The sequence below is a fragment of the Nonomuraea solani genome (genome assembly GCF_900108335.1).
Lineage (GTDB): Bacteria > Actinomycetota > Actinomycetes > Streptosporangiales > Streptosporangiaceae > Nonomuraea > Nonomuraea solani.
In genome coordinates this window covers 150,849-169,857 of sequence record NZ_FNVT01000016.1, presented here as the reverse complement: position 1 = coordinate 169,857, position 19,009 = coordinate 150,849, and the positions used below count along the sequence as shown (strand labels likewise).

Genomic DNA, 19,009 nt, shown 5'->3' with positions numbered 1-19,009 from the left:
TCATGGCAGGTGGGACCCATCACCTGAGTTTCCCGCAGGTGGAGAACAGCGCGACCCGGCTGAACAAGGAGAAGGAGGACATCGAGAGCCGCCTGACCCAGCTCAAGTCGATGATCGACCAGCTCGTGAGCAGCGACTTCGTCACCGAGCGGGCCTCGGGCAAGTTCCAGCAGGACTACGACCAGTGGAACAACGGCGCCAGGCAGGTCATGCAGGGCCTGGAGGGCATGAGCCAGTTCCTCAAGACGGCCATCGCCAAGCACCGCGAGCTGGACGCCTCGCTCAGCGGCGGCGCGGGGGCGTGACGTCATGCCGGGCGGATGGGAGGTCCTGGGCCTGGCCGGCGACCCCGCGCCCGGGGATCCGGGCCAGGTCAGGGGACTCGCCGACCGGCTGCTCGAACAGGCGAGCCTGGCCGAGGACCACACGGCCAGACTGAGCACGGTGTCGAGCGGCAGCTCGGCGCTGCGCATGCGCGGCGACTACGCCGCCAAGTACACCGAGGCGCTGGGTGAGCTGCCCGCCGAGCTGGCCAAGCTGGGCAAGGCGTACCGGGGTGCGGGCAACGCGCTGATGACGTACGCGGGAAGCCTCGAACAGGCCAAATCCCAGGCGGGTACGGCACTGCGCCAGGGCAGGACGGCAGACCTCCAGTTCCAGGGCGCGCTGCGCGAGATCCAGGCCAGGCTCCCGGCCGCGACCCCGATGACCGGCCTGCCGGAGATGGAGTCGGCGATCACCGCCGCCGACCCGGCCGTGCAGGCCGCCGTCCGCCCGGCGGTGCAGCGGGCCAGGGACGCCGACGCCGACCGCTCCCGCGCCCGCCGGATCGCCGACGAGGCGGCCCGGCTGCGCGACGACGCCGAGAGCCGGGCGGTCAAGGAGATCGAGCAGGCGCTCGACGGCAGCGGCATCAAGGACAAGTCCTGGCTGCAGAAGGCCTGGGACACGCTGTCCACCCCCTTCAGGTCGTGGGACGACTTCGTGTCGTTCGCGGGCACGGTGGCGATGGTCGCCGGCCTGGTGGTGCTGGTGATCGGCACCGGCGGCGTGGCCGGGGTGATCCTGGCCGGGGTGGCGGTGGCGGCCGGCGCGGTGGTGCTGGCCGACGCGCTGAACAAGTACCGGCAGGGCAGGGGCTCGCTGGGCCAGGTCGGCCTGGCCGCCCTCGGGGTCCTGCCGGTGGGCAAGGGCCTGAGCCTGCTGGCGCGCGGAGCCAAGGCCCTGACCGCCGGGGCCGCCACGGTACGCGGCGGCGGAGGCGTGATCGTCGGTGCCCTCGGCACCGGCGCGAGCCGGTCGGTCACCTCACTCCGCTCCGCGATCCAGGCCGGCGGCGCCCGCGCCGGAACGGCGGCGAGCACGTCCTGGCAGCGCGGCCGCCAGTTCTTCAGCCAGGACCCGGTGCACTTCCCGACGGGCATCGTGCTGCTCCCGCAGACGGACGTCGACCTGCCCGGCGTGCTCCCGCTGCACCTGGAACGCACCCACCTGTCCAGTCATCGCGCGGGCCGCTGGTTCGGCCGCTCCTGGGCCTCGACCCTGGACCAGCGCCTGGAGGTGGACACCGAGGCCGTCTACCTGGCCACCGAAACCGGCACCCTGCTCACCTTCCCCCACCCGGCCCCCGGCGAGGCGTCCCACCCGGACGACGGCCCCCGGCTGGCCCTGCGAGCGGACGGCGACGGCTACACGGTCACCGACCCGCACACCGGCCGCACCACGCACTTCACCGGCGTCCAGGACCTCTTCCCCGTCACGGCGATCACCGACCGCAACGGCAACCGGATCGACGTCCACTACCTCGACGGCCTGCCCACCGAGGTGGTCCACTCGGGCGGCTACCACCTCGACATCGAGACCCACCAGGGCCGCATCGTCGAGATCCGGCTGCGCGGCGCCGGCCAGACCCTGATCTCGTACGCCTACGACGAGGCGGGCGACCTGACCGAGGTGACCAACTCCTCGGGCCTGCCGCTGCGCTTCACCTACGACGACGACGGCCGGCTGACCCGCTGGCACGACCGCATCGGCACCTGGTACGCCTACACCTACGACCTGGAGGGCCGCTGCGTCTACGGCACCGGCTCGGCGGGCGTCTTCAACACCGAGATCTCCTACGGCGACGGCGTCACCAGGGCCCGCGACTCCCTCGGCCACGAGACCACGTACCGCTTCAACGACCTGTCGCAGGTCACCGCCGTGACCGACCCCCTCGGCCACACGACCCGCTACACCTGGGACCGCCACGACCGGCTGCTGGCCCGTACCGACCCGCTCGGCCGGACGACCCGCCACACCTACGACGACGCGGGCGCCCCGCTCACGACCACCAGACCCGACGGCGCCACCCGCCGCTACACCCGCGACGGCCGGCACCTGCCGATCGCGATCACCGACTTCGACGACACGACCACGACGCTGCGCTACGACGAACGCGGCAACCTCACCACCGGCCCGGCAGCCACCTACTCCTACAACGACCTGGGCCACCTGACCGCGATCACCAACGCCCTCGGCCACGCCGTCACCATCGAGCACGACGCCGCCGGCCTGCCGATCGCGATCACCGACCCGTCGGGGGCCACCACCCGCTACGACCGCGACCCGTTCGGCCGGGTCGGCGCCGTCACCGATCCGCTCGGCCACGTCACCCGCCACACGTGGACGGTCGAGGGCCTGCCCGCCACCCGTACCTCGCCCGGCGGAGCCACGGAACGCTGGACCTACGACGCCGAGAACAACCTCACCGAACACGTGGACGCCACGGGCGGCGTCACCCGCGTCGAGGTCGGCCCCTTCGACGTGGCCACCGCCCGGGTCACGCCGGACGGCGCGCGGATCGAGTTCGCGTACGACACCGAGCTCCGCCTCGCCACGGTCACCGACGCCCAGGGCCTGACCTGGCACTACGACTACGATCCGGCTGGCAAGGTCATCCAGGAGACCGACTTCGACCGCCGCGTCCTGACCTACGTCCACAACCCGGCCGGCCGGCTCACGGAACGCGTCAACGGCGCCGGGCAGTCGACGACCTACGTCTACGACGTCCTCGACCGCCTCATCGGCCGGCGCGCCGGCGACCGCCTCACGACGTTCGGCTACGACGCGCTCGGCCGCCTGACTCACGCCTCGAACCCGGACGCCGACCTGAGCATCGCCCGCGACGCCGACGGCCGCGTCACGGGCGAGACCTGCAACGGCCGCACCCTGACCTCCGCCTACGACACGCTGGGCCGCAGGGTGCTCCGCCGTACCCCGTCGGGAGCCGAGACCACCTGGACCTACGACGACCGCGACCTCCCGCTGACCCTCACGACGGCCGGCCAGACCATCCACTTCACCCACGACCTCGCGGGCCGGGAGATCGCGCGGACGTTCGGCGCGGACGTCTCCCTGGCCCACGACTGGGACGCCGATTCCCGCCTCCGAACCCAGACCCTCGCCAGAGGCCGGCAGGTGACGCAGCGCCGCACCTACGGCTACCGCGAGGACGGCCACGTCACGGAGATCGACGACCTCCTCGCCGGCCGCCGGCACTTCGACCTGGACCCGGTGGGCCGCGTCACCGCCGTACGTGGGGCCGGCTGGTCGGAGCGCTACACCTACAACGCCGCCGGCCAGATCACCGACGCCGTCTGGCCCCCGCCGCCGGACGCGCAGGGGCTGCGCTCGTACACCGGCACGATGGTCCGCCAGGCGGGCCGCACCCGCTACGAGTACGACCGCCAGGGCCGCACCGTCCTCCGGCAGCGCAAACTCCTGTCGGGCAGACCGCGCACCTGGCACTACACCTGGGACGCCGACGACCTGCTGACCACCGTCACCACCCCGGACGGCACCCGCTGGCGCTACCTCTACGACCCGCTGGGCCGCCGCATCGCCAAGGAGCGCGCCGACGGCTCGCAGCGCACCGACTTCGTCTGGGACGGCCTCACGCTGGCCGAACAGAGCAGCGACGACCGGGCGACGGCCTGGGACTGGAAACCCGGCTCCTTCCGCCCCCTGATCCAGTCCGAACGCCGGCCGGTGGCCCAGGAATGGATCGACGAACGCTTCTACGCCATCGCCACGGACCTCATCGGCACCCCGGCCGAACTGGTCGACGCCGAGGGCAACGTGGCCTGGCGCCTCCGCCAGTCGCACTGGGGCGCCTCCTCGGGCCCGATCACGGCCGGCGCCGGCTGCCCGTTACGCTTCCCCGGCCAGTATGAGGACGAGGAATCGGGCCTTTACTACAACTTCTTCCGCCACTACGACCCGGACGCCGGCCGCTACCTGGCCGCCGACCCGATCGGGCTGCGCGGGGGGTGGGACCCGCACGCGTACGTGCTCAACCCGCTCTCCTGGTGCGACCCACTCGGGCTCGCCGCATACCCGGCCGCCGGGCCGAAGGGGCTGCCACCGGGCAGGCCCGGGTCCGTGGTCCCGAACGGCATGCAACCACACGAGGTGGCCCAGGCCAGAGAGATCGTGGAGCTTCGCGGCGGGCAGGTCGTGGGACCTCGGGCCGCCAACGAGCCCGGCATCGACGGCTGGCTCGACGGATCACCGATCAGCCTGAAGGGATACTCTGGGTCGTCACCAGCCGGGGTTCTCAGGCACGCGAGCGTGGCGGAGGACTCGGCGAGCAGGGCCGGATACTCGGGCGTCGAGCTGTTCGTCGATGCGAAGAACGTCGCAGGAGACAGACTGCTCGACTTCGGGGTCAACGGGCCGCTGGCTCAAATACCCCGGCAGGGCACCATCAGCAGCATCTACGTCAACACAGCCGGCGGCTGGATCGTGTTCCCGGGGTGAGGCATGTCCATGGAAATCGGAGTCGTGTGCCCGGAGCGGCCGGATCCGGAGACGCTCGCGCGCGTGGCGGGGTTCGCCATGCGCACGATTCTGGACGTGTCGAACGTCGAGATCTCCTTCGTGCGGGAAGACGACGCCTGGAGGTTTCACTGGGGCGGCGCGGGCCAGGTCGTCACGTTCTTCGTGCCGCCCGGCAGACACGAGTTCGCCGGGCACTGGTACCTGTCGTTCGCGGCGGGCCCGGGGGATGAGCGGGTGGCGGAACTGCTCATGATCATCATGTCCGCGGTCACCGCCCTGCTGGTCGGCGGGACGCTCGACGACGACAACTCCCCGTTCGAGCGGCCGGGCCTCACCCCCGAAGCCCTGCTGGCCCAGGTCCTGCGGGAGTCGCCGCTGGAGCCGGAGGCCGCCGTCCACCTGTTGCGCGCCGGTCGTCTCGCCTGACCTACAACACCGCGAACTGCACCAGATCCAGCCGTCGCGACGTCCCCATGTAGGCCCGTCCCGGTGGCCCGCCGAAGAACTGGTCAGGTTCCAGGTGGAGGCCGTGTTCCCGGGCCTGCACCCGCCCCGTGGGCGTCAGCAGGAACCGGGTGCCCGACCGCAGCACCTCCGTCACCTCCCCCGACAGCGACCGCCGATGCCCCTCCAGCAGCGGGGTGGCGTCCCCGCACATGATCAGTGCCCGCCGTCCCAGCTCGGACGGCGCGAGGATGTCCTGCAGCAGGGTGGGCAGCGTGTCGAAGCCCTGCTCCCCGGGCGTGATCGTGAGCTGGTCGAAGTCGTCCATCACCACCGCGTACTGCCCGTCCCCGAACGCGGTGGCGGCCTCTCTGAGGTCGGCGTCGGTGAACGTGGTGCCGGCCAGCGTCCGCGCCCCCGGCAGTGAGCGGACCAGGGGCGAGCGGGGCGGCGCGATGGCCAGGACGCTCGCCCCGGCCCGCAGCAGCGCGGTCGCCATGACCAGGGCCGCGTTGCTGCGTCCCGAGCCCGAGGGGCCCGACACCAGGACGAGGTGCGGGCCGAGGTCGAAGAGGTCCAGTTCGACGGGGGTGACGTCGGGGCCGCCGACGCCGATGGCCGGGCCGGTGAACGGGACGCGGATCGGCAGCGGCGGGAACGGTTTGGCGTGCCGCGCCGGCTCGCGGCTGTGCCGGGCGGGCGCGGGCGGCGGTGGTACGTGGTCGGGCGGCAGGCAGAGCTGCACGTGCAGCCCGCCGGCCGCCTCGATGGCCCGCCCCGGCAGCACCGGCGGCGACACCATCCCCGACGACAGGTAGGACCGCCGCGTCTCCTCCCGCGGAAACGGCAGGAACAACCGCCGCGAGAACAGGTCGGGCGTCTTCCCCCGCAGCATGTCGTGCCCCCCGACCGCCACCGTGTGCACCCCGACGGGCGGCCCGCCGGCCACGATCCCGCGCAGGGTGACGAGCAGCGGCGTCTCGAAGAAGTCCGGATTGCCGCGATCCTCGAAGTACTCCCACCCGTCGATCACGAACACCACGACCGGCGCGTCGGGCCCGCCGGGCGACAGCCGGGCCAGCCGCCGCCGCTCCACCTCGCCCGCCAGCCACGTCACGATCCGCCGGATCCGGTCAGGCTCGCCGCCCCCGGCCACCGCCCCGCAGTGCGGCAGGTCCGCATAAGCCGCCAGCCCGCCCGGCTGGTTCTCCACCACGTACAGCCACACCTGCGAAGGCGAGCAGCGCGCCGCCAGGCTGGAGATCAGCGTCCGGCAGAACGTCGTCCGCCCCGACTGCGGCCCGCCCGCCACCATGAGCCGCTCCGTCCCGGCCAGGTCCAGCCCCATCGCCGGCTGCGCCTGGCCTGCGGGATCGTCCATCAGCCCGAACGGCACCCCACCGGCCCCCTCCAGCCCCGCCAGCGGCAGCGCGGCGGGCAGCGGCGGCAGGAGGGGCCGGAACGGCGGCTCGGTCGACAACCGTCCCGACGCCGCGATCGCCGCCGCGATGGCCAGGTCCTGGTCGGTACGCCCGGCGCGAGGCGTGTCCCTGGCCTCAGGGCGCGGCAGCCCGAGCGCCGGCCAGGGCAGCAGCCGCGCGGAGGCCGGCGCGGCACCGGTGGGCGGCGGGTCGCCCAGGTAGCCGGTCTGGAAGAGCTGGGGCGTCCGCTGCTCGGCCCCCACCCGCATGATCATGCCCCGGCCGCGCAGCCGCGACGGGATCGTGGCGGCGTCGGGCACACCGAGCACCTCGGTGCTGTCGGAGGGCTCGTTCTGCCGCAGCGTGATGCGCAGGGAGATGTTGTTCTTCAGCTCAGGTGACAGCTTGCCCTGCAACGACTGCGTGGCCAGGACCAGGTGCATGCCGAGCGAGCGTCCTTTGGCGGCCACGTTCACCAGTTCGCGCAGGAAGTCGGGCGAGGTCTCCAGCACGCGCGCGAACTCGTCGAACACCATCACCAGGCGCGGCAGCCGGCCGCCCGCCTCCCAGTAGACGTCGATCTCGCCCCCGTACCTGGCCAGCACGGCCTCCCTGCGCCGCACCTCGGCCCGTACGGAGGCCAGCACCCGCCGCGCCGCGCTCTCGTCGAACACGTCCGCCGCCGTGTCCCCGGTCGACCGGATCAGCCCCACGACGTGCGGGCAGTGCTCGAACGGCAGGAACGCGCTGCCGCCCTTGAAGTCGACCAGCACCAGGTTGAGCTCGTCGGGCCGGTTGGCCAGCAGCAACGAGGTGACCAGGGTCTGCAGCAGGATGCTCTTGCCCGCCCCCGTCGCCCCGCCGAGCATCGTGTGGGGCCCGTCCGCCGCGAGGTCCACGGTCACCGGGCCCGAGCCGTCGGCCCCGACGCACACCCTGGTGGTCGGCCCGGGATCGGCGCTCCAGCGCGCGAGGACGGCCTCGTCGGACGGCTCCGTCAGGTCCAGCACGTTCAGCAGGCGTACGGAGTCGGGGATCACGCTCTCGGCCCTGGCCAGCGTGAGCCGGTCGCGCATGGGCGCCACCGCGCGGGCGATGCGCTCGGCGGCCTGCTCCCCGAGGCTCTCGGGCTGCACCGACACCGGCAGCCCCTGGCGGCCACGGGTGAGCAGCAGGCCGGCGCCGTCGAGCTCACAGACGCCGCGGCACTCGTTGAGGCTGCGCTGGTCGGCGCAGATCACGTACACGCCGACCGAGGGGCCCTCCCTGAGCACCTCCTTCATGCCCGGGATGTCGCGTAACGCCCGGGCGCCGTCGAGCACGACGACGATCTCCTCGCCGAAGCCGGTGGAGGCGTGGCGCTCCCTGGCCTTGCGGCGCTCGGTGACCAGGTTCTTCAGCTCCTCGATCCGCTCCGTCCTGGTCTCCGGCGTGTTGCCGACCAGGCAGGGGACGGGCGCGTCCACGTTCAGGTGCGGCAGCCAGCGCGCCCACGCCAGATGCCCGCCCCCGGACGCGGTGATCAGGACCAGCCGCAGCTCGTCCGGCGCGCGCAGCGTGCCGAGCTGGACCAGCAGCCAGCGCAGCAGGGCGTCCACCGGCTCGGGCGGGCCGATGACGCCGAGCACGCCGATCTCGCGCAGGTCCACCGTGACCGGCACCCCGCGCAGCACCGGCTCGGCGAAGTCCGGCCACCGCTCCCCGTCGAACGCGATCGTGGCCGGCTCGTCGGCCACCCCGACGCGCAGCGTCAGGCCGTCGGGGGAGTCGGCGTTGCGCGGCCACAGCCCCGGCCCCTCGTGGGTGGCCGCGAACGTGAGGTCCACCTCGTCGGGGGCGACGACGTGCCGCAGCCACTGCTCGTGGACGACGTGCCGGCGCATTCGCTCCACGGTCTCCTGTTTGCGCACGTCGAACTCACGCTGTTTCTTCGTACGTTGCCGACCTTCCACCCACTGGGTGGCAAAGAACGTGATAGGGGTCAAAATTCCGAAAAGCAGAAAATATGCACTTTTCAACAAGATCGCCATGGCGATGGAAATGGGCAGCGGCAGCAGCGACGAAAGCAGCGCCACCGCGATATTGCGCTGCGGCACCTCATTGCGGGGCAGGGCCAGCCTGGCCCCCGGTACGGCGGGCGCGGGCGAGAACGCCCGGTCGAAGTCGACGTACCCGTCCCCGGCACGGGTGGTCCTGAGCCTGGACGGCGGCAGCGGCGCCCACCGCAGCCGGTCGTCGCCCACCTGCAGCACCCCGTCGGGCCGCAGCGTGGCCGGCCCGCGCACGACCAGTTCGTCCACCAGGGTGCCGTTGCGCGAGCCGAGATCGACGACCGTGGCCTCGCCGGTCCACGACACGTCCAGCCGGGCGTGCCGCCTGGACACCTTCGCGTCGCGCGGCAGGGCGATGTCGGTCCACTCGCGGCCGATGACGTGGCTGCCGGGGCTCAGCCAGACCACCCGGCCCGCGTCGGGACCCGCGAAGACGCGGATCGCGCCCGCCGCGGCGAGCGGCCGCCAGGGCTCCGCGCGCTCGGGTTCGCCCACACTGATCGTCGCGCCGGGAACCAGCGGGCTGTCCGCGAGCGTTGTCCGGGGGTCGAGCTTGCCGCTGCCGACGAAGCACGGCCGTCCCTTGACGGGGAACGGCAGGGCCCGCAGCAGCGAGCCGATCGGGGTCTCCGGCTCCGCCGTCACCTCGACGTCGGCAGCGCTGGAGGCCGCGGGATCACGGACTGTCAACCGAATGATCATAATCCCCTCTCCAGGGGACTGAAGCCCGATTTAACCAATGAATCTAACTGCTCAGTAACAGGGCAAAGTACCTGACCCGAGACTCCGCCCGTGGCTACAGTAATAAATCCAATATCGGCGCACCAAGCGGGATATTTCATGATATCTGCAGCGCGAGGAGCCGCAGGCGTGAATCATCGCGTGACCGACGAAGCCATGGTCCGAGCCCTCTACCGCGAATACGGCCCCTCCCTGATGGCCTTCGCCGTCCGGCTGACGGGCGGCGACCGCCGCTGGGCCGAGGACGTCGTCCAGGAGACCCTCGTACGCGCGTGGCGCAACCTCCACGACCTGCGTACCGAGTCCGGCTCGCTCATGCCCTGGCTGGCCACGGTGGCGCGCCGCGTCGTCATCGACAACCGCCGCCGCCCCAGCTCGCGGCCCCTCAACGTCGTCGAGGACATTCCCGAACGGGTCGCGCCCGTGGCCGCCGAGGACGAGCGACTGCTCAGGGAGATCGTGGTGACCGACGCGATGCTCTCGCTCTCCCCGGCCCACCGTCAGGTGCTCACAGAGACGTTCCTGCTGGACCGCACGGTCCAGGAGGCGGCGGAGACGATCGGCGTGCCGGTGGGCACGGTGAAGTCCCGCGTTTACTACGCGATGCGCGCGCTGCGTGTCGCGTTGGAGGAAAGGGGGGTGACGCTGCCGTGATCAAGGTGCGTCACATGAACGACAGGGGGGTGACGCCATGACGGAGGTACAGCACGAGGACGTGGCCGCGTACGCGCTCGGTCTGCTCGGCGAGGACGAGCGGGCCGCTTTCGAGCGCCATCTGCGTGGCTGCGCGAGTTGTGCCGGGGAGGTGGGCTCGTTCGCGGCGATGGGGGAGCTGATCAAGACGGTCCACCCGGACGATCTGCTGCCGCACGAGCCGGACGCGCAGGTCGAGTCCCTCCTGGTACGCCGGGCCGCCGCCGAACGCCGGCGCCGCGGCTTCTATCGCACGTTCATGTCCGCGGCCGCCTGCCTGGTGGTCGCGGCAGGCGTGTTCCTGGCCATCAGTTCCTACACCGACGGCCCCAACCCCGACAGCGTGCACGGCCCGGCCCGCGAGTTACTGCTCACCGGCAGCACCTACTCCGGCACCGACCCCGCCACCGGCGTGGCGGGCGTCATCGGGCTGGAGGACAAGGGCTGGGGGACCCATGTCGCGCTGGAGCTGAAGGGGGTCAAGGGGCCGCTCCAGTGCCGTCTCATGGCGGTCGGCGACGACGGCCGCTCGGAGGTCGTGGCGAGCTGGGGCGTCCCGGAGAAGGGGTACGGGGTACCCGGCTCTCCGGACCCCCTGGTCCTGCACGGCGGCACCAGCCTGCCGAAATCCGAGCTGAACCACTTCACGATCGAGACCTTCGACGGAAGGAGTCTGGCCACCATCACGGTCTGAGAGGTCTGGAATGATCGGGGACGATGCGCATAGACCTGCACAGCCACAGCACCGCGTCCGACGGCACGCAGCCCCCGTCCGACGTGGTGCGCCGCGCGCGCGAACGGGGGCTCGACGTGCTCGCGCTGACCGACCACGACACCGTGGCCGGCCATCGCGCGGCGATCGAGGCGCTGCCCGCCGGGCTGACGCTCGTCCCCGGCATGGAGCTGTCCTGCCGGCGCGGCGGCCAGAGCATCCACCTGCTGGCCTACCTCTTCGACCCGCTGGAGCCCGAGCTGGCCGCCGAGTGCGCGCGCATCAGGGAGGCCAGGGAGGTCCGCGCCCGGCTCACCGTCGAACGGCTGGCCGGGCTGGGCGTGCCGCTGACCTGGGAACAGGTGGCCGAGCTGGCCGCCGGCAGCCCGGTCGGGCGGCCGCACATCGCCCGTGCCATGGTCGCGGCGGGCGCGATCGCCGACCCGGCGCTCGCGTTCACACCGGAGTGGATCGGCACGGGCGGCCGCGCCTACGTCTCCCGCTACGCCCTCGACCCCGAGCGCGCGGTGCGCCTGGTGCGCGCGGCCGGGGGCGCGGCGGTGCTGGCCCACCCGAAGGCGGTCGAACGCGGCCAGGTGGTGCCGGACGAGTGGATCGCCGAGCTGGCGGCGGCCGGGCTGTTCGGCGTGGAGGCCGACCACCTCGACCATGACGAGGAGGCCCGCGCGCATGTGCGCGGGCTGGCCCGCGACCTCGGCCTGGCCGTGACCGGCTCCAGCGACGACCACGGCGAGCTGACCGGGCACCGGCTCGGCTGCGAGACGACGCCGGTCGAGGTCTACGAACGCCTGACGGCCGCGGCGACGGGCGCCGCACCCGTCTCCTGAGCTAATCATCGCGTCCCTGGGCAGGTCAGAGGGACGGGGGTGCTCATGGAGAGCGAATCGGGGCGCAGACAGGAGCGCGCCGGCTCCCCGCTCGCGCGCATCGTGGCGAGCGGGGCGTCGGCGCTCGAACGCCTGCGGAGCGTGGGCGTCGGGCGCTGGCTGCGGCTGGAGCGCGAGGCGCTGGTCCAGACGGTCAAGGTGACCGTGGCCTGCGTGCTGGGCTGGTGGCTGGCCGCTTATGTGCTCAAGGTGGACCTGCCGGTGCTGGTGCCCGTCGGCGTGCTGCTGACGGTGTCGGCGACGGCGTACAGCACGGTGGTCCGCGGGCTGCAGCAGGTCGGGGCCGTGGTGGTGGGCGTGGGCGCGGCGACGGCGCTGATCTGGCTGATCGGCGTCAACGTCGTGACGATGGCCATGCTCGTGGTGGCGGGCCTGGTCCTGACCCGCCTGCTCAACCTGCCGGCGCAGAACGTGCAGATCCCGATCACGGCGCTGCTGGTGTTCGCGCTGGGCAGCACGTACGGCTTCGCCCGCCTCGCCGACGTGCTCCTGGGCGCCGGCCTCGGCATCGCGGCGAACCTGCTGATCCTGCCGCCGCGCTTCGTCGAGCAGGCCGGCAAGGAGCTGTGCCGGCTCTCCGGCGAGCTGTCCGACCTGGCCGGCGACATGGCCCACGGCCTGCGGGAAGACTGGACCCACGCCATGGCGCGGGACTGGCTCGACCGGGCCAGGGGGCTGTCGCAGCGCCTGGAGGAGACCAAGGACGCCGCCGACCAGGCCGCGGAGTCGGTACGCCTGTCGCTGCGCCGCCGCCGCTTCGACCGCCGCCTGAGCCAGCTCGCCGAGGCCGCCACCGCCCTCGACCATGCCTGTCACCAGCTCAGGGGCATCGCCAGGGGCCTGATGGACCTGATCACCGGCGTCCGCGGCCTGCCCGGCGAACGCGCCGCCGACCTGCCGGAACCGCTGGCCGGCGAGCTGGCGGCGCTCTCCCGGGCTTTCGAGGACTTCGGCCGGTTGCAGCTCGGCGGGGGCAGGCCGGAGGATCTGGCGGATCTGCGCGCCGCCCTCCGCGACGGCGAGCGCCTGCAGGAACGGCTGGCCACGGAGTTCCGCCGGACCAGGAACGCCGCCTTCGGCTCGCTGCAGGGCGCGCTGATCGACGACTGCGCCAGGATCCGCCACGAGTTCGACCCGGACCACGGGCCGCACAAGGACGCCTTCCCTTAAGGTGCGGTATGCGACCTCCCGAGCCTGGCTGCCGGCTGCACCCGCACCTCGAAGTCCGCTCCTCGCCCATCGCCGGCGTGGGCCTGTTCGCGACCGCCGCCATCCCCGCCGGCACCGAGGTCTCCCGGCTGGGCGGCCGGCTGCTGACCTGGGACCGGCTTCGCGACCTGCTCGCCGACCCCGCACAGCCCTATGTCGACACCATCGCCGTCGCCGCGGACCTCCACCTGGTCCTGCCTCCCGGCAGCCCCAACGGCAAGGGCAACCACAGTTGTGACCCCAACCTGTGGTGGACCGGCCCCTACACCCTGGCCACCCGCCGCGACCTGCGCCCGGGCGACGAGGCCACCAACGACTACGCCACCAGCACCGCCGCGCCGGACTTCGCCATGGACTGCCGATGCGGCACGCCGCTCTGCCGGGGCCGCGTCACCGGGACGGACTGGCGCAGGGCCGACCTGCGGGAGCGCTACGGCGACCACTGGGTGCCGGCTCTGCTGGCGCTCATCCATGACCGTCCATGATCCTGGCATACTGCTCGAATGTCCGATTTCGCCGAGTTCCGCGACCGGGGCCGCGCGGCCCTGCTGGCCGGCCGGGCCACCCATGACGTGCCCATGGTGGAGGGCGCGCGGCGCTGGGGCGCGGCGGCCGTGCTCCGCCCTCAGGGTGAGATCGTCGAGCGCCTGGCCGGCCTGGCCGCCACCTTCCCGGCGGACGGCCACTGGGTGCACGCCGGCCCGACCCTGCACGTCACGCTCAGGTCGCTGGAGCCGTACCGCGCCCACATCCCCGGAGACGACCCCCTCCGCCGCGCCTATGGCGAGGCCCTGACCGAGGCCGCCACCGGGCTGCCCCCGGTGCGGGTGCGGCTGAAGGGCGTGGTCCCGCACCAGGGCGGCGTCCTCGTCCACGGCAGGCCGGAGGACGACACCCTGGTCACGCTCAGGAAGCGGTACATCCACGCGCTGCGGGGCCGCGGCATCCGCGATCTGGAGCACGGCCGTGTCCGCGACCGCTGGTACGTCAGCCTCGTCCACTTCGCCCGCCCGCTGAGCGACCCCGAAGAGCTGCTGAGATGGGCCGACGCCCACGCCGGCACCGACTTCGGCGTCGCCGAGCTGCCCACGGCGGAGGTCGTCCAGTTCACGCACACCGACGGCTCCATCCGCGTCGACTCCCTCGGACGTGCCCACCTCACGCCATGAGACGACGGGGCGTCACCCGGGCCCCATACCTGGGGTGACGCCCCGCCGCCGTCCCGGTCAGCCCAGCACCAGCGCGGTGACGAACTGGAGCAGGTGCCAGGCCACGTACGCGCTGAGCGAGCAGAACGCCCACTCCTTGCCCCGGCCGATCCGGGAGATCCACCGAAGTTCCTCGGCCGGCTCCCGCCGCGCCCGCAGGCTCCTGGTGACGAAGTACACCGACACCAGCCAGGCCGCCGCCGAGCTCATGACGAGCGCGTACGCGATGGCCAGCAGGATCGGCGACTGCGCCGGATCCGCGGGCGGGGAGAGCTGGCGGAACCAGGCTCCCAGCACGCCCGTGAGGAGGACGACGGTGATCCGTCTGTCCTTCCGCGCCTGTCGCTTGAGCCACTGAAGGTCTCGCCGCAGATGATTCTTGAGCACCCGGATCACCTCCGCTGAATAGCCGGTGAAACCAGATAACGGGATGCTCAGGAAAAGATCTGCGACCTCACCCCCGAGAATTCCCGACTTTTAGCGGGATTCACGCCAGTCCCCGCAATTCTTCCGCCACGAGCTGGGCCTCGAATACGTCGCCCACCTCTTCGAGCGTGCGCACGGCGTCCTGGAGATACTCGGCCGCCGCCGCCCGATGACCGAGTTCGGCGGAGATCAGCCCGAGCGCCCGCAGCGCGCAGCCGAGGTCCCGCCTGGTCCCGCACTCCTGGTGCACCTCCCTGGCCTGCCGCGCGTAGACCAGCGCCTCGTCGGTGTGGCCGAGGTCCAGCAGCACCATCGCCAGCGTCGTCAGCGCCGCCGCCCACCGGTCCCTGGTGCCGGTCTCGTTCTGCAGCTCGACCGTCTCCCTGGCCAGCGTCAGCGCCGCCGCGGACTTGCCGGCCGTGTGCAGCGCCTGCGCCATCGACAGCAGCGCGCTGGCCCGGTTGTCGCGCAGCTCCTCCCTGATCGCCAGCGACGCCTTGGCAGCCCGCAGCGCGGGCTTGTGCTGGCCCAGCGACAGGTACGTGTACGCCAGCGTCTCCTGCACCTCCGCCTCCGCCCGCCGGTTGCCCATGCCCTGCACGATGTCGAGGGCTTCGAGCGCGTACACGAAGGCGACCTGCGGCAGCCCCTGCCGCCGGCGTACCCGGGCCAGCCGGTTGAGCATGCGGGCCTCCACCGGCTCGTCGTGGATCACCCGGCTGATCGCCAGCGCCTGGCTGAGGTAGTCGTCGGCGCGCAGGTAGTCGGACAGCCGCCAGTGCACCAGCCCGATGTCCCCGAGCGTCTCGGCCTTGCCCTGCTCGTGGTGGAGCTCCAGCTGTACGGCCAGCGCCTGCTCGTAGTAGGCCAGCGCCTCGTCATAACGGGAGCCGTTGCGCGCGATCCGGCCGAGCGCGCACAGGGCCCGGCCGCAGCCGTACTGGTCGCCGGTCGCCGTGTAGCCGGCCAGCGCCCGTTCCGCGTCGCGCTGGGCGTCCTCCTGCAGCCGCAGCAGGTCGTAGATCTCGGCCAGGCAGAGCAGCGTCTCGGCCTCGGCGTGCTCGTCGCCCAGGTCGTGGCAGATCGACAGCGCCTCCAGGCCCTCGGACAGGGCCGCGTTCGGCTCGCCCAGGTTGCGCTGCACGCGGGCCAGGATGATCAGGCTCTGCGCGGTGCCCCTGCGGTCGCCGAGCTCCTCGCGTACGTCGAGGGCCTGCCCGGCGTACTGGAGCGCCAGCTCGTAACGCTCCTGCGACAAATGCAGGCGGGCGAGCGTGTGCAGGCACCCCGCCACCCCGGCTAGGTCGCCGATCTCCCGGTAGAGGTCGAGCGCCTCGCCCGCGCACTTGAGCGCGTCCTCGTTGTTGCCGGCGATGCCGTGCACCTCGGCCAGGTCGTTGAGCGCCCGCGCCCGGCCCACGGAGTCGCCGAGCGAGGCGAAGTCGGCCAGCGCCTCGCCGATGAACCTGGCCGCCAGCGTGGACGGCCCGATGTCGCGGTGGATGGAGCCCAGGTGGCTGCGCATCCGCGCGATCGCCCGGCGGTTGCTCACCTGCAGCGCCGACGTCAGCCCGCCCTGCTGGATCTCCAGGTTGTTCTCGTAGAACCGCAGGCTCCTGAACGGCTCGAACACGGCCTCCGCCAGCCGCCACGCCATCCCGTGCGCGCCGCTCTCCTCCGCCAGCCGCACGGCCGACACCAGCGAACGCCGCTCGGCCTCGAACCACTCGCGCGGCGTGGCGGGATCGCCGGCCACCGCCAGGTAGTGGTCGAGCAGCCGGACCCGCGCCTCGCGCACGCCCGCCTCCGCGTGCCGCCCCAGCTCCCTGGCCAGCCGTTTGACCAGGTCGTGCACCCGGTAGCGCGGCCCGGGCAGCGGCTCGACCAGGTAGGCCCGGTGCAGCCCCTCCACCGCGATCACGGCCTCGCTCACCGGCACGCCGAGCGCCGCGGCCAGCACCTCCGGCGTGAAGTCCCGCCCCGGCAGCAGCCCGACGTGCCGGAACGCCCGCCGCTGCCCGGGGCTCAGCGACTCGTACGCCAGGTCGAGCGCCGACCTGAACGCCTCCTCCGGATCGCCCACCAGCGCCCGGTCGGAGCTGCGCAGCTCGCGTACCCGTGACTGCACGCTCAGCCCGGGGTTCTCGGCCAGCTTGGCCGCCGAGATCCGCAGCGCGAACGGATGGTACGAGCACACCCGCGCCAGCTCGGCCAGCGCGTCCCGGTCGGCGGCCCGCGGCGAGCCCTCGCCGAGCACCGCCACCAGCAGCGCCACCGCGTTGCCCGGGTCGAGCACCGACAGGTCCATCAGGTCGGCGTGCCCGGTGGCCCGCAGCGGCGCCATCCGCGTCCTGCTGGTCACCAGCACCACGCAGTCCTTGCTGCCCGGCAGCAGCGCCCGCACCTGCGCCGAGTCGGCGGCGTTGTCGAGGATGAGCAGCAGCCGGCGCCCGGCGATCCTGCTGCGGTAGAGCAGCATCAGCTCGGCCTCGTCGGAGGCGGGCATGTGCGCGCCGACGCCGAGCGAGCGCAGGATCTGCCCGAGGGCCTCGGTGGCGCTCATCGGCGGCTGGTTCGGCGACTGTCCCCGCAGGTCGATCACGATCTGCCCGTCGGGGAATCGGTCGGCGTGCAGGTGCCCCCAGTGCGTCACCAGCGTGGTCTTGCCGACGCCCGGCAGCCCCTGGACGACCATGGTGTTCGTCCGCCGGGGCCGCTCCAGCCAGTGGGTGAGCAGGTCGAGGCTCTGCTGCCGCCCGGTGAAGTCCGGCACTTCGGCGGGAAGCTGGCGGGGCCTGGGCACCTCGCCGACCGGCAGTGGCTCGGCCGGCGCGCCAGGACGGGTCAGGAACGGCGTCAGCTGCCCGGTCCACGGCGCCGACAGGTGCTCCCAGTCGCCGGCGGCGTCCCGCAGCGCCGGCGGGTCGGCGATGCGCAGCCGACGGTATCCGGGGCGTACCAGCCAGTCGAGCCGCGTCCACTGCGTGAGCTGGCGCTGCACCACGTCGGGGGAGCTGCCCACGAGGTCGGCCAGGGTCTCCATGGACAGCGGCGGCGCCGCGTCGGAGGCCAGCTCGTAGCGCTCGTCGAGGTGCAGCAGCCACACGGCCAGCCGGGCGGCGACGGGGGCGCGGGCGAGGGCCTCGTGCCTGCGGGCGGCGATGTTCCTCGCGAACAGCTCCTGGACCAGCGCCGTCGCCACGGCGGGGTTCGTGGCCACGTGCTCGCGCAGCCGCCGCAGGTTGATCGGCCAGACCCGCACCTCGGTCAGGGCGTCGACCTTGACCCGGTCGGCGGGGCTCCAGAAGGCCAGCTCGCCCACGAGATCGCCGGCGCCGCGCAGATCGTGTACGGCCTCACGCTCACCGGCCGGGGTGTACTCGCGGGCGTAGCCGCAGTCGATGAGATAGACGTTGCCGGCCGTCCGCGACGGCGAGCAGATGGTCTCGTTGCGCCGGTAGACGCGCGGCCGGGCACCGTCGTCCACCAAAGACCTGAACAGACCCACTACGACACCACCCATCTGGGGACGGCGGTGTCCTCGACATGACAGGACCGGATCAGCCCTTACCAAAACCTGTCACATCAGTGGACGTCAGCGGTGAGCCCGCTGTCAATCGCGCGCTAGACGTGCGCCGGGTCGTTGCGGTCGGGGACGAAGCGGTAGCCGACGTTGCGAACGGTCCCGATCAGGGATTCGTACTCGGTGCCCAGCTTGGCGCGCAGCCGCCGGACGTGCACGTCGACCGTCCTGGTGCCGCCGAAGTAGTCGTAGCCCCACACCTCCTGCAGGAGCTGGGCGCGGGTGAACACCCGGCCGGGGTGCTGGGCCAGATATTTCAGCAGCTCGAACTCCTTGAACGTGAGATCGAGCACCCGGCCGCGCAGCCGCGCGGTGTAGGTGGCCTCGTCGATCGACAGGTCGCCGCTGCGGATCTCGTCGGGCACGTCCTCGGTCGCGGCCTGTGAGATGCGGCCGACGGCCATCCGCAGCCGCGCCTCCACCTCGGCCGGTCCGGCACTGTCGAGCAGCACGTCGTCGACGCCCCACTCCGCGGTCATCGCGGCCAGCCCGCCCTCGGTCACGATCACCAGCAACGGGCAGTCGATGCCCGTCGTGCGGATCAACCGGCACAGGCTCTTGGCCTGCGCGAGCTCCTTGCGCGCGTCGACGACCACGGCGTCGGCGGGTGGCGCGTCAATGAGCGCGGACGCCTCCGCTGGAGCCACCCGGACCGAGTGGAGCAGCAACCCCAGCGCTGGAAGCACCTCGGCGGACGGCTCAAGTGCGTTGGTCAGCAGCAGCAGGTTGCTCATTACGGCCTCCTCAAACGCGCAAGGACCCGGGGGCTACGTCGCCCAGGTCCTGTACGTG

At 72.6% G+C, this 19,009-nt stretch carries 13 protein-coding genes; 9 read left to right on the top strand and 4 right to left on the bottom strand.

All coding sequences use genetic code 11. From position 1 onward, the window contains the following. Positions 1-2 precede the first annotated feature (2 nt). Genes C4V41_RS41960 through C4V41_RS41950 form a run of 3 tightly spaced genes read left to right on the top strand, consistent with a single transcriptional unit; the run spans position 3 to position 5,247 of the window. Entirely contained in the window at positions 3-305 is a 303-nt protein-coding gene (locus C4V41_RS41960; RefSeq protein ID WP_103961595.1) for a WXG100 family type VII secretion target, read from the top strand. A gap of 4 nt (positions 306-309) precedes the next feature. Next, the gene (locus C4V41_RS41955) at positions 310-4,800 is read left to right on the top strand and encodes an RHS repeat-associated core domain-containing protein (protein ID WP_103961594.1); all 4,491 of its coding nucleotides are present in this window, start codon (positions 310-312) and stop codon (positions 4,798-4,800) included. Between the two features lie 9 nt (positions 4,801-4,809). Beyond that, positions 4,810-5,247, top strand: coding sequence for a hypothetical protein (locus C4V41_RS41950; RefSeq protein ID WP_103961593.1), 438 nt, complete (start codon positions 4,810-4,812; stop codon positions 5,245-5,247). A 1-nt stretch (position 5,248) separates the two neighbouring features. Here C4V41_RS41950 and C4V41_RS41945 read toward each other — a convergent pair whose 3' ends face one another. Then, on the bottom strand, positions 5,249-9,427 hold the full coding sequence (locus tag C4V41_RS41945) for an FtsK/SpoIIIE domain-containing protein (protein ID WP_200824583.1): 4,179 nt from the start codon (positions 9,425-9,427) through the stop codon (positions 5,249-5,251). Positions 9,428-9,607: 180 nt separating this feature from the next. On the opposite strand from C4V41_RS41945, the gene C4V41_RS41940 reads away from it, so the two are divergent. From C4V41_RS41940 to C4V41_RS41915, 6 genes are read left to right on the top strand one after another with little or no spacing between them, the layout of a single operon-like run. After that, positions 9,608-10,132, top strand: a complete 525-nt coding sequence (locus tag C4V41_RS41940; RefSeq protein WP_268808791.1) for a sigma-70 family RNA polymerase sigma factor — start codon at positions 9,608-9,610, stop codon at positions 10,130-10,132. 37 nt (positions 10,133-10,169) lie between these two features. Continuing rightward, positions 10,170-10,865: a zf-HC2 domain-containing protein gene (locus C4V41_RS41935; protein WP_103961591.1), complete on the top strand. Its 696-nt coding sequence runs from the start codon at positions 10,170-10,172 to the stop codon at positions 10,863-10,865. A 23-nt stretch (positions 10,866-10,888) separates the two neighbouring features. Continuing rightward, on the top strand, positions 10,889-11,731 hold the full coding sequence (locus C4V41_RS41930; RefSeq protein ID WP_103961590.1) for a PHP domain-containing protein: 843 nt from the start codon (positions 10,889-10,891) through the stop codon (positions 11,729-11,731). A gap of 45 nt (positions 11,732-11,776) precedes the next feature. Further along, the gene (locus C4V41_RS41925; RefSeq protein WP_103961589.1) at positions 11,777-12,961 is read left to right on the top strand and encodes an FUSC family protein; all 1,185 of its coding nucleotides are present in this window, start codon (positions 11,777-11,779) and stop codon (positions 12,959-12,961) included. An 8-nt stretch (positions 12,962-12,969) separates the two neighbouring features. Continuing rightward, positions 12,970-13,485, top strand: coding sequence for an SET domain-containing protein (locus C4V41_RS41920; protein WP_103961588.1), 516 nt, complete (start codon positions 12,970-12,972; stop codon positions 13,483-13,485). 18 nt (positions 13,486-13,503) lie between these two features. Next, a complete protein-coding gene (locus tag C4V41_RS41915) occupies positions 13,504-14,169 on the top strand; it encodes a 2'-5' RNA ligase family protein (RefSeq protein ID WP_103961587.1) in 666 nt (221 codons plus the stop codon). 57 nt (positions 14,170-14,226) lie between these two features. Here the strand turns inward: C4V41_RS41915 and C4V41_RS41910 are convergent, their stop codons facing one another. The 3 genes from C4V41_RS41910 to C4V41_RS41900 form a co-directional block, all read right to left on the bottom strand. Further along, a complete protein-coding gene (locus tag C4V41_RS41910; protein ID WP_146103986.1) occupies positions 14,227-14,595 on the bottom strand; it encodes a hypothetical protein in 369 nt (122 codons plus the stop codon). 100 nt (positions 14,596-14,695) lie between these two features. Then, positions 14,696-18,142, bottom strand: a complete 3,447-nt coding sequence (locus C4V41_RS41905) for a tetratricopeptide repeat protein (RefSeq protein ID WP_160150570.1) — start codon at positions 18,140-18,142, stop codon at positions 14,696-14,698. Between the two features lie 116 nt (positions 18,143-18,258). Further along, positions 18,259-18,951, bottom strand: coding sequence for a response regulator transcription factor (locus tag C4V41_RS41900; protein ID WP_103961584.1), 693 nt, complete (start codon positions 18,949-18,951; stop codon positions 18,259-18,261). Positions 18,952-19,009: the final 58 nt, after the last annotated feature.

Bases quoted from the DNA above. Each gene is read 5' to 3' on its own strand.
- C4V41_RS41960 (WP_103961595.1), top strand. From the start codon at position 3: ATGGCAGGTGGGACCCATCACCTGAGTTTCCCGCAGGTGGAGAACAGC.
- C4V41_RS41955 (WP_103961594.1), top strand. From the start codon at position 310: ATGCCGGGCGGATGGGAGGTCCTGGGCCTGGCCGGCGACCCCGCGCCC.
- C4V41_RS41950 (WP_103961593.1), top strand. From the start codon at position 4,810: ATGGAAATCGGAGTCGTGTGCCCGGAGCGGCCGGATCCGGAGACGCTC.
- C4V41_RS41935 (WP_103961591.1), top strand. From the start codon at position 10,170: ATGACGGAGGTACAGCACGAGGACGTGGCCGCGTACGCGCTCGGTCTG.
- C4V41_RS41930 (WP_103961590.1), top strand. From the start codon at position 10,889: ATGCGCATAGACCTGCACAGCCACAGCACCGCGTCCGACGGCACGCAG.
- C4V41_RS41925 (WP_103961589.1), top strand. From the start codon at position 11,777: ATGGAGAGCGAATCGGGGCGCAGACAGGAGCGCGCCGGCTCCCCGCTC.
- C4V41_RS41920 (WP_103961588.1), top strand. From the start codon at position 12,970: ATGCGACCTCCCGAGCCTGGCTGCCGGCTGCACCCGCACCTCGAAGTC.
- C4V41_RS41915 (WP_103961587.1), top strand. From the start codon at position 13,504: ATGTCCGATTTCGCCGAGTTCCGCGACCGGGGCCGCGCGGCCCTGCTG.
- C4V41_RS41900 (WP_103961584.1), bottom strand. From the start codon at position 18,951: ATGAGCAACCTGCTGCTGCTGACCAACGCACTTGAGCCGTCCGCCGAG.